9 protein-coding genes are annotated in these 11,311 nt (G+C 64.9%); 2 read left to right on the plus strand and 7 right to left on the minus strand.

The features are described from left to right. Window positions 1-263: 263 nt before the first annotated feature. A complete protein-coding gene (locus SY1_RS00345; RefSeq protein WP_208872464.1) occupies window positions 264-1,013 on the minus strand; it encodes a 3'-5' exonuclease in 750 nt (249 codons plus the stop codon). 6 nt (window positions 1,014-1,019) lie between these two features. Next, window positions 1,020-2,219, minus strand: coding sequence for a M20 metallopeptidase family protein (locus tag SY1_RS00350; protein ID WP_243440534.1), 1,200 nt, complete (start codon window positions 2,217-2,219; stop codon window positions 1,020-1,022). A gap of 137 nt (window positions 2,220-2,356) precedes the next feature. Here SY1_RS00350 and SY1_RS00355 point away from each other — a divergent pair, with 137 nt between their 5' ends. Beyond that, window positions 2,357-3,751: an MATE family efflux transporter gene (locus tag SY1_RS00355; RefSeq protein WP_015555802.1), complete on the plus strand. Its 1,395-nt coding sequence runs from the start codon at window positions 2,357-2,359 to the stop codon at window positions 3,749-3,751. Window positions 3,752-3,824: 73 nt separating this feature from the next. Then, window positions 3,825-4,991: an iron-containing alcohol dehydrogenase gene (locus SY1_RS00360; RefSeq protein WP_208872465.1), complete on the plus strand. Its 1,167-nt coding sequence runs from the start codon at window positions 3,825-3,827 to the stop codon at window positions 4,989-4,991. 86 nt (window positions 4,992-5,077) lie between these two features. On the opposite strand, the gene SY1_RS00365 is transcribed toward SY1_RS00360, so the two are convergent. From SY1_RS00365 to SY1_RS00385, 5 genes are all read right to left on the minus strand, one after another. Beyond that, a complete protein-coding gene (locus tag SY1_RS00365; RefSeq protein WP_015555803.1) occupies window positions 5,078-6,421 on the minus strand; it encodes a sodium-dependent transporter in 1,344 nt (447 codons plus the stop codon). 138 nt (window positions 6,422-6,559) lie between these two features. Further along, a complete protein-coding gene (gene argH / locus SY1_RS00370) occupies window positions 6,560-7,945 on the minus strand; it encodes an argininosuccinate lyase (RefSeq protein ID WP_015555804.1) in 1,386 nt (461 codons plus the stop codon). Between the two features lie 56 nt (window positions 7,946-8,001). Then, complete coding sequence (locus SY1_RS00375) at window positions 8,002-8,997, minus strand: dimethylarginine dimethylaminohydrolase family protein (RefSeq protein ID WP_015555805.1); 996 nt, start codon at window positions 8,995-8,997, stop codon at window positions 8,002-8,004. Between the two features lie 13 nt (window positions 8,998-9,010). After that, window positions 9,011-10,564: a Na+/H+ antiporter NhaC family protein gene (locus SY1_RS00380; RefSeq protein WP_208872466.1), complete on the minus strand. Its 1,554-nt coding sequence runs from the start codon at window positions 10,562-10,564 to the stop codon at window positions 9,011-9,013. 433 nt (window positions 10,565-10,997) lie between these two features. Continuing rightward, the coding region (locus SY1_RS00385) for an iron-sulfur cluster-binding oxidoreductase (protein WP_208872467.1) at window positions 10,998-11,311 on the minus strand (314 nt) is incomplete at its 5' end.

The following is an 11,311-nucleotide window of genomic DNA, read 5'->3' on the forward strand; positions in this document are numbered from 1 at the left end:
TTGATGGGGAATGTCAGACAGGCGCGTCTTATGAAAAACACCCCTCCCCTTCGGGGAGCCTTCCGGCAGCCGTTCGCTGACGCTCACGGGCGTCAGTCCCCCACTTCGGGGCAGCCCCCCTTACAGGGGGGCCTTTCTTTCCCTTTAGACGCAAATTGGTATCACACGGCTTCCCGAACGGTTGTTCGGAGGTGCTTGTCGTCCCACAAGAACCTACAGGACGTCGCCCTCCCTGCGGGGCGCACAGCCCGTGAGAGGGCAGGTCAACCGTCGACCAGTCCCTGCCCGGTCGCGCCAAGCGAGAGCAGGCGCCGCTCGAGGTCCAGAAGCCCCATCGTGAAGCCGTCCTCGCGCGGGGAGGCGGACGGGGGGTGGGGTCGTCCTTTCGGCGTGCGGAAGGGCAGCGAGATCGTCCTGAAGTCCATCCAATCCGGTCGGTTCGCCGCGACGCGCGCAGCGGCGCGGTAGAGTTGGAAGCAGTCCGACAGGGAAACGTGTGCCGCGGCGTCCCCGACGGCCTCCTCCGCGCGCTGAATGTCCTCCGTGACGGACAGCGCGCGGGGACCGCAGCACACCGCGTCCACGGCCTCACTGAGCCGTGGTGGCTTGAAGCGGTTCCGCCCCGGCAGGGCACAGAACTCCGTCAGGCCCCGCATGGAGCACCAGCACGGGAGGAGGAGTTGAGCCGCCTCCGGAAGGAAGGCCATGTCGAAGCGCGCGTTGTGGATGACGAGCCCCTCGACGTTCCAATGGTCCCAGAACGCCATCAGGTCGGGCCAGTCCTCGACGAAGTAGGGCGAACCCCCGGGGCGGCGGGCGCGCAGGGCCAGGAGCCTTTCGGGCGTCAGGCCGTGGACGCGGACGAGCCAGCGGTTGAAGGGTTCGGTAGGAAGGTAGAAGCGGTTGAAGAAGGCAAGGAGGCACCCCGTCTCGTCGAACACGATGGACGAGGCGGAGAGCACGGAGGTCCCCGGGTAGCCGTTCGTCTCGAGGTCGAAGGCCGCGATGTTCACGCCGGCTTAATCCCCGTTCAGGAAGCTCCAGGCGAAGCCGGCGTGGAGGGCGGCCGCGCGCTTGAGCTGCGCCTCGTCCAGGTTGAAGGTCGGCGAGTGATGGGGGCAGCGGGTGCCCGGCTGGGCGGGGTCGCCGACGCCCAGTTGAGCGAAGGTCGCCGGCACGGCACGGCCGTAGAAGCTGAAGTCCTCGGAGCCCATGTTCACGGGCGCCTCCTCCGCGTCGGCGCCGAACATCGCCTCCGCCGTCTCCTTCAGGATTTGGGTCAGCTTCGGGTCGTTGATGACCGCGGGGTAGAAGCGCATGTAGTTCAGGTCGATCCTGCAGCGCGTCGTCAGGGCGACGCCCTCCGCGATGCGGCGCATGGCGGCCTCGACCCTGTCCTGCATCTCCGGGCTCAGGGCGCGGGTCGCTCCCATCAGGGTGACGCTCTCAGGGATGATGTTGCGGGTTTTGGTGGAGCTCTCCACGCTGGTGATGCTGATGACGGCCGTGTCCGTGGGCGCGACCTCGCGGGAGACGATGGTCTGCAGGGCGCAGCCCAGCGTGCAGGCGGCGACGACGGGGTCCACGGCCTTCTCCGGGGCGGCGCCGTGTCCCCCCTTGCCCGTGACGACCAGGTCCCAGCCGTCGGCCGAGGCCATGCAGGGGCCGGACCGATAGAGCACCTTGCCAGTGGGGTAGAGGCTGAAGAGGTGGAGGCCGAAGATGCCGTCCACACCCTGAAGCGCCCCCTCCTGGATCATGACCCTGGCTCCACCGCGGGGGCCATCCTCCTCGGCGGGCTGAAACAGCAGGCGCACCGTGCCGGGCAGCTCGTCCCGAATCTGCGTCAGGATGCGCGCCGCGGTGAGCAGCCCCGCCATGTGCCCGTCGTGTCCGCAGGCGTGCATGACGCCGTCGTTTTGGGATCGGTACTCGACGTCGTTTTCCTCGTGGATGGGCAGAGCGTCGATGTCCGAGCGCAGGGCCACGCGCCTGCCGGGACGGGCGCCCTCGATGTCGGCGATCAGGCCGCTCGACGTCCCGCCGTAGCCGCGATGGAGGACCGGAATGCCCAGTTTCCCCAGCTCCTCCGCGATGCGGTCCGTCGTCCGAGCCTCCTGCCAGGAGAGCTCCGGATGCGCGTGGAAGTGTCGCCGCAGGGCTACGGCGTCGCGCTCATATTCCCTCGCCAGGTCCTTGATCCTGCTCAGCATGTTCATCATCGTGCCTCCATCGTTCCTTCAATCTGTCGTCGCTTCTCCCAGGACATTATAATCATTATAATACAGGTCCGGCTGTGCTATGATAGGCCCTGGAAACGTTTTGAGGCAAATTCATTGACACGGGGGGGATATCTATGCTTCAGCCGCAGCGCATGGGCCGTGAGCCCATGCTGAAACTGATCTTCAGCTTCACGCTGCCATCCATCGCGGGGATGCTTGCGAACGCACTGTACAATATCGTGGACCGCATGTTCGTCGGCCGCCTCGTCGGGACGATGGGACTGGCCGCCATCAGCGTCTGCTTCCCCTTCATGCTCCTGCTCCTCTCGCTCTCGCTGCTCTTTGGGATCGGGGCCGTCCCCATGATATCGGGGGCGCTGGGGGAGAAGAACGACGACCTGGCCGAGGCCGTGCTGGGCAGCGCCCTCGCCGCAGCTGCGCTGGTCAGCGTCCTGGTGAGCGTCGTCGCCTTCATCTGGATGGACCCGCTGCTGCGACTGAGCGGCGCGAACGAGGAGCTCCTTGGTCCGTCGCGGGAGTACCTGCGCGTCATCCTGCTGGGCGCGCCCTTTGGGATGCTCTCCTTCGTCATGAACTTCGCCATCCGTGCGGAGGGACGCCCCAACTTTGCCATGGCCACGCAGGTGTTGGGTGCCGTCGCGAACATCGTTCTGGACGCGCTGTTCGTCTGGGGCCTGAAGTGGGGCGTCGCGGGGGCAGCGTGGGGCACGGCGTTGGCGCAGCTGGCCAGCCTGCTGTGGGTCGCCTCCTTCTACTGGCGCCGGTTGGGGCACCTGCGCCTTCGCTTGCAGCACTGCCGCCTGCAGCCGAGGCTCCTCGGCCGCCTCACGGCCCTGGGCTTCCCCTCCGCCTTGACGGAGGTTTCGTTTTCCTTGTTTTACGTGTTGTTCAACCAGTCCCTGGCGAAGTACAGCGGCCCCCTCGCCGTCTCCGCCCTGGGGGCCTTCATGGGCTGGGACTCCCTGCTCTTCCTTCCCGTCGTGGGGATATGCGACGGGGTGCAGGCCATCTTCGGCTTCAACTGGGGCGCGCGGCGTCCCCTGCGCGTTCTGGAGGCGCTGAAGCTGGCCCTCATCCTCGGCACGGGGTACTTCATGGGCAGCGTCGTCGTGGTGCACTTCTTCCTGTGGGACATGATGCGCCTGTTCTCCACCGACCCCGAGCTCCTGACCATCGCCGTCGTGGGAGGGCGCGTCGCCTATGCGGGCGTCATCTTCACCGGCGTGGCCATGGTCACGAACAGTTTCTTTCAGGGGATCGGTCTGTCCGGACTCTCTCTCTTCCTCTCCCTCTGCCGCCAGTTCGTCTTCCTCATCCCGGCGCTCCTCATCATGCCCCGCATCTGGGGTGCCATCGGCGTCTGGGGCGCCTTCCCCGCTTTGGACGCGGGGGGCGGCGCGCTGTCCATCCTGCTCCTCTGGGGTCAGTGCCGCAGGCTGGGCCTCCTGCGGTGTGAGGCCAGGCGCCTGCGCCTCGCCAGACTGAGGCGGGCGGGGGGAGGCGCCTGAAGGGGCCGTGAGATCCCGCCGATTGATAATGCTCTGTTTTTCATGAATTTTTCTGTGAATGGAGGCGCTTGAATTGCATAACTTTACGTGGTGGAATCCGACGATCGTCTTCTTTGGCGAGGGGACGATCCCCAAGCTGGCGGAGCAGCTCTCCGCGATCCGCGCCAGGAGCGTGCTCCTGCTCTACGGCGGCGGGGCGATCTTTAAGAATGGGGCCTACGCGCAGGTGACGGAGGCGCTGACGCGGGCCGGCATCGAGTTTCCGGAGGTGGGGGGCGTCCTGCCGAACCCGCGGGTGGACAAGGTGCGCGAGGCGATAGCGCGGATCAAGGCCGTGCCGGTTGACGCCATCGTCCCCATCGGCGGCGGCAGCGTCTTCGACTCGGCGAAGGCCGTAGCCGCGGGAGCGTGCTACGACGGCGACGTGTGGGACTTCTTTGAAAAGAAGGCTGAGGTGCAGAAGGCCCTGCCGATCTTCGGCGTCCTGACGGCGTCGGCCACCTCGAGCGAGGTGAACGACATCGCTGTGGTGTCAAACCCGGAGAGCGAGTTCAAGACCTCTATATCGAGCCCGTTGCTCTTTCCGAAGGTGTCCGTCATCGACCCGACGCTGCAGTTCACGCTCCCGGAGCGGCAGACGGTCAACGGCGGCGTGGACATCATGGCCCACGTGCTGGAGCGCGTGCTGGACGGCGACGAGGGGGCGGAGCTGATGGACGAGCAGGGGTATGCCCTCCTGCGCAGCATGATGCGCCTGATTCCGGACCTGATCGAGAACCCGAAGGACTACGACGCGCGGGCGGAGTACGCCTGGGCGGCTTCCATCGCCCACAGCGGCTTTTTGTCCTGCGGGCGGAACGGCCGCGGGGACTTTGCCTCCCACAAGCTGGGACATGCTCTCAGCCTGCTGTTCGACGTGCCCCACGGCGCGTCGCTCTCGGTCATGATGCCCGCCTGGGCGCGCTACCTGCACGAGGAATACCCCGTGCCCTTCGCCCGGCTGGCGGAGAACGTCTTTGACATCTACGACGGGACGGACGAGGACAAGGCGCTTGAGGGCATCGAGTCGCTGGAGGACTTCTTCGGCTCCATCGGCGCGCCGACGACGCTGCGCGAGCTGAACGTCCAGGAGGAGGACGTCCGCCGCCTGGCGGAGAACGCCTCGTCCCACGGCAGCTTCGGCAAGCTGAAGTGCCTGAGCGAGGAGGACGTCCTCGAAATCTACAAGCTGGCGTACTGAGCTTTTGGCGCCGGTTTGCGGGACGACGAAAGGGGGCCGAAGCCCCCTTTTTTGCGCTCTTGAAAACGGCAAGCCCCCGTCGTCGCCTAAAAGAGCCCCTTGTAGAACACGATGCCGATGGCGACGGGCGCCACGATGCGGATGATCCAGGCCCAGGCTCTCAGCAATTTGAAGCGATAGGTCCCGTGGTTTGATATCTCGTCCTCCGCCCTGTCGAGGAACCGCCAGCCGACGAAGATGCAGGTCAGGATGGCGCAGAGCGGCAGTATGATGTGGTTGGACAGGAAGTCCATGGCGCTCAGGAAGTCCATACCCCAGAGCTTGGGGGAGCCGCTCAGGGACGCGGCCGAGGGCAGGCCCAGCAGCGTGATGATGACCCCCATGACGAGGGAGGACTTTCTGCGGGACCACTTCAGGTCGTCCATGCCGTGGGCCACGGTCACCTCGAAGAGCGACATGGAGGAGGTGATGGCCGCGAAGAAGAGTAGGACGAAGAACAGGGCGGAAAAGATTTCGCCGTGGGGCATCCTGGCGAAGACCCCCGGCAGGACGATGAACGTCAGCCCCACGCCCTGGGTGGGTTCGAGCCCCATGGAGAACACCGCAGGGAAGATGACGAGCCCCGCCAGGAAGGCCGCCAGCGAGTCGTAGAAGACCACGTAGGCGACGCTGGAGGGCAGGTGCTCCTCGTCCCTGATGTAGCTGGCGTAGGTGACCATAATGCCCATCCCCAGGGAGAGGGAGAAGAAGCCCTGGCTCAGGGCGTCCAGCAGGGCCGGCCAGGTCAGCTTGCTGAAGTCGGGCCGCAGGTAGAAGTCGAGGCCCTGCAGGGCCCCCGGCAGGGTGACGGCCCGCGCGATGAGCACGAGCATGATGAGGAAGAGCAGCGGCATCATCACCTTGCAGGCGCGCTCGATGCCCTTGCCGATGCCCCCCAGCACGATGCCCACCGTCATGGCCATGAAGGCCAGGAAGTAGGCGATCACCTCCGTGGGGCTGCCGACGAAGTGGTTGAAGACGTCGCGGGACTGGCCCTCCACGGCCTGCGGCATCAGGTCCTGAAGGCTTGCCACGATGTACTTCAGCGTCCAGCCCCCGATGACCGCGTAGTAGGAGAGGATGATGAAGCTCCCCCCTATCGTTCCCATCCAGCCCACGAGGGTCCAGGTGTGGGTCCCCGACGCCTGCCAGAAGGCCGGGACCGGCGCCTTGCGCATACGCCGTCCCAGCGCAAACTCGCCCAGCATGACCGTCGCCCCGATGGTGGCCACCAGCAGCAGGTAGACGACCAGAAACGCCGCCCCGCCGTTCATCCCCACCATGTAGGGGAAGCGCCAGATGTTTCCCAGGCCGATCGCCGACCCCGACGCCGCCAGGATGAAGCCGATCCGGCTCCCCCAGTTCTCCCTCTCGTTGTGCCCATCGCTCATGATGTTCCATCCTTTCCATGCCCGTGAATTTCACCTGTCGATGCAGGAGAGTTTATGAACCATCAGTTTAACACGAATCCCGGCGGGAAAGGCAGAAACGGACGCAGCTTTTTGAGGCGGAGGAGCGACGCGGCGGCTTCAATCCCCCCTCGCCCTCGCAAGCCACTCTCTGCCGGCCTCAACCTGCCGCCGCACCTCCGCGGGAGCCGTGCCTCCGTAGGACCTCCTGGCGTTCACACAGGCCCTGATGCCGATGTCGCCCACCGTGGACCTGGACAGGCGGGGGTCGATGAGGGCCAGGTCCGTGTCAGTGAGGTCCTCGAGGCGGCAGCGTTTTTTCTCGCAGGCCCTCACCATGTGCCCTACGATCTCGTGCGCCTCGCGGAAGGGGATGCCCTTTACGACCAGGTGCTCCGCCGCATCCGTGGCATTGAGAAATCCCTTCTCCAGCTGCGCGTTCAGTGCGTCCGACCGGAACGAAGCGGCCTCGATCATCTTCTCAAAGATACGGAGGCTCGCCTTCCACGTGTCGATGGCGTCGTAGACCTTCTCCTTGTCCTCCTGAAAGTCCTTGTTGAACGCGAGGGGAGTCCCCTTGAGCACGGTGAGCAGCCCCATCAGGTCGCCATAGACCCGGCCGACCTTTCCGCGAAGGAGCTCCGCGATGTCCGGGTTCTTCTTCTGCGGCATGATGCTGCTCCCCGTGCAGAAGCTGTCGTCGAGGGCGAGGTAGGAGAACTCGGTGCTGTTGTACCAGACGAATTCCTCGGCCCATCGCGACAGATGCATCATGGAGATGGAGGCCGCGCTGAGGAACTCGATCATGAAGTCGCGGTCGCTTACCGTGTCCATGGCGTTCTCCGTGGGTGCGGAGAAGTCGAGGGCCTCTGCGGTGGCCTGCCGGTCGATGGGCAGGGTGGTTCCCGCAAGGGCACAGGCTCCAAGGGGACAGAAGTCGGTGCGCGCACGGCAGTCCTGAAGGCGGTCCATATCCCGCCGAAACATCTGAAAGTACGCCATGAACCAGAAGCCGACGGTGATGGGTTGGGCGTGCTGCATGTGGGTGAAGCCCGGCATCAGGACGTCCGTCCCCGCCTCCGCCCTGTCCAGGATAACCTTCATCAGGTCCACCAACGCCCTCTCGATCTCGCGCATCTCCCGGCGCAGGAGCATCGTCGTGTCCAGCAGGCTTTGGTCGTTCCGGCTCCTGGCGGTGTGAAGCTTCTTGCCAACGTCGCCTATGTCCTTGATGAGGCGGGCCTCCACGCCCATGGCGATGTCCTCGTCCTCCACGGTGAAACGGATCGTTCCGGCGTCCAGCCCCTCCCGAATCCTCTCAAGTCCGGCGACGATCGCATCCCGTTCGGCCTCCGTCACGATGCCCTGCTTCGCCAGCATGGCGACGTGAGCGATGCTCCCCTCGATGTTCTCGCGGTATGCCCTCACGTCGAAGCCGATGGAGGCGTTGAACTCCTTGACGAGTTGGTCCATGTCCTTCTCAAACCTTCCAGCCCATAAAGCCATTGAGCGCCCTCCTTCATCACTGTCACACGATTTCAGATCGCCTGCGCTGTCCGGCGTCAGTCCCTCTTGAGAAATGCCGTCATGCAATGGACGCTCCCCCGGCCCTTGTTCAGCTCCGAAAGGTCGAGTACATCGACCTTGATTCCGTTCCTCTCCAGAAGCTCCACGGCCTGAGGTGCCTGGTTGCTGGTGACGACGTGACCGTTGTCGATGGCTACGAAGTTCGTGGCGTACCCATATTTCGTCTCCGTCAGGGAGGGCGTCTCCAGGACCTTGAAGCCCTTCTTCTTCAGGCGGTCCACCACCTCGTAAGGGACCTGCATGGCGTGGATCAGTACGGTGTCCTCACTCGCGATGTTCAGCAGACCGTCGATATGGCAGTGCCCGTATGGTATCTGCATGGGGATGACGTCGGTCACTCCCTGTCGGGTCAGCTCCGACGCCATCTGGTCATAGCCGCTGCGGTTGGCCCGCACCGACAGGGAGAGGATGACGCAACGGCGGTCCACCCACATGGCGTTGGCTCCCTCGAAGATCCCGTCTCCGGCGATGGTCTTGACGATGGGGATGCCCAGGTCGGCACAGGCCTGCGCCACGTAGCGCTCCTCGCCGCGTCGCTCAGCCATGCCCAGACGGCAGATGACGGCGCCCTCCGGCGTCATGAAGAGCTTGTCCCTGCAAAACACGGCGTTGGGCCGGTCCTCACGGACGCCGGGGGTGTAGAACACCTGGACGCCATGGTCCCTGTAGTACTGCGCCAGGGCATCGTGCTGGCTGCGGAATTTTTCGGGGTCCACCGCCTCTCGAAAGCGGACCGCCCCGGGGTCGAAGCCCTCGACCTCCTTGCCTGGCCTGTGGAGCAGGACGGCCCTCAGCCTGGCGTACTCCGAGGAACAGCCCCAATCGCCCCCCCAATACTCCTTGAAGTCCTCCTCGATGCGGGTTTCCAGGGAGAACCACCGTTCGCCGGGGATGGCCTTGACGTTGGCCATCTCCTGACCGTGCTCCAGCTGAGCGTCGAGGTCGATCATCGTCTTCGCTATGTTCGGCATCTTGCGTCGCCCCTCAGAGGATTTCTTCCGCTTCTCCGCCGGGTGCCCTGACCTGGCCGTGTCTTCGGACGGACGCCTTGTGCAGGGCGTAGACCGTTGCGGTCAGCGCTGCTGCGCCGAGGACGAGCATGATCGCGCTGGGGAGCCATCCGGCGATGAGGAACAGGACGCTGCTGATCGCCGCGCAGGTGCTTCCGTAGGGCATCTGGGTTTCAAAGTGGTCGATGTGGTCGGACGCCGCGCCGATGGACGCCAGGATGGTGGTGTCGGAGATGGGCGAACAATGGTCGCCGTACAGCCCGCCGCTGATGATGGCTGCTGACGTCAGGGGGAGGGACACGTTCAGGCTGATGGCCATGGGGAGCCCGATGGGAAACAGGACGGCCATGGTGCCCCAGGAGGTCCCGGTGGCGAAGGACATGACGGCGCCGATGAGGAAGAGGAGAAGGGGCAGGATGGACGGGTTGAGCCAGCCCTCGGTGACGCGGAGCAGGTAGCCCGCCGTACCCATCGCGGTGGAGACGCCGGACAGGGACCAGGACAGGACCAGCACCACGCACATGAACATCATGTTGGCCCAGCCGCCGCTGATGATGCTGAGGCACCGGTCGAAGCTGAATATCTTCTCCAGGACGCAGATGACGATCAGAACGATGGTCCCGACCATAAATCCTGCCGCGACGCCCGTGCGGATGTCCGATCCAGCCACCTTGGTGTGCCAGAGCCCTTTGTAGGTCAGGTACGAGAACATGACGGTCAGGAGCACGACGAGGGGGACCACCATGGTGTATATCTTCGGGGTCACGCCTGACGGCAGGTCGTCGGCCTGGGCCTCCGCCCGCATGGGCGTACCGCCGGCGCGAATGGTCTCGCCCAACTGCATCGCCCTGTTCTGCGCCCTCAGCATGGGGCCGTAGTCCCACTGCGTGACGGCCATCAGCCCGGCCATGAAGAGCGTCAGGACGGCGTAGAAGTTCAGGGGAATGGCGGCCATGAACACGCTGAAGTCCGTCGAGGCGGTGATCCCGGCCTTATCCAGCTCCGGCTGGATCAGGGACATGGTGTAGACGCCCCAGCCGATGATGGGGATCAGGGCACAGATGGGGGAGGTGGTGCAGTCCAGAATGTAGGAAAACTTTTCCCTGGACACCCGCAGCTTCTCCGCCAGAGCCTCGAAGATGGGGCCCACGATGAGGGAGTTTCCGTTGTCGGTAAACCAGATGGCAAGTCCACCGAGCCAGATGCCGGTCTCGCACTTGGCCCGGGTGTCGATGCGCCGCGTGACCGCCGAGGTGAAAGCACTGGCGCCGCCGGACTTTGTCAGCAGCGCGACGAATCCGCCGATCACCACCATCATGAAAAGCGCCTGCATGTTGATGTCCTCCGCGACGGCGTTGAACATGTAATCGTGGATCATGCGGGTGAGTCCGAGAAAGGGGTTCCAGTCCGCCAGGATCACAGAGCTGACGAACACGGCGACGAAAAGGGACACGATGATGTTCTTCGTGAGCACCGCCAGCGCGATGGCGAGCACCGGCGGGACCAGCGACAAAAAGCCATAGTCCACGTACAGCACCTCCTTGAAGAAATGCCGGGGCGATGATCTCCCCGGATGACGAAAGCCGACGAACAAGGGCGCAGGCCCGGAAGCTCTGCCTTTGAGAATGCCTCCCTCCCTTCGCGGGGCCATGCGGCGGACCGGCGCTCCCGACAGAGGGGGCGCTTTTGGTATTCGCATCATTATAGGGCCATAACGTCAATTCCTCAAGAAGGCGGACACGCCGGCTATCCCGCGGTCGTCTCTCCAGGAGACGGGCGGAGTGGTCGAGCCGTGCCGGGGCCTCCCGCCTGCGAGGTTCCGAAGGGCGGTAACTCCTTGCCTTCTCCTGGAGCCATTCAAAAGCGCGGAGGCCCCCGGTCTGGAGGCCTCCGAATCGAAAACGTCTGGCGTGTCGCGGCCGGCGCTCACCGCTGCGGAGTGTTCCGTCCCTGCCGTTCCCTCAGTCCAAGACGTTCCCCTCGGTGGAGATCGTCACGACGCGCCAGGGGATCATCTTGCCGCAGTTCATGAGCGCGGTCTTCGCGGCCTGCTCCAGCCCCCCGCAGCAGGGGACCTCCATGCGCACGATGGCCACGTCCCGGACGTCGTTTGTCTTCAGGATCTCCGTCAGCTTCTCGCTGTAGTCCACGCTGTCCAGCTTGGGGCAGCCGACGATCGTGACGCGCCCGCGCATGAACTCCTCATGGAAGCGGGCGTAGGCGTAGGCCGTGCAGTCCGCCGCCACGAGGAGCTTCGCCCCCTCGAAGTACGGCG

The sequence above is a fragment of the Fretibacterium fastidiosum genome (assembly GCF_000210715.1).
GTDB classification, from domain to species: Bacteria; Synergistota; Synergistia; order Synergistales; family Aminobacteriaceae; genus Fretibacterium; species Fretibacterium fastidiosum.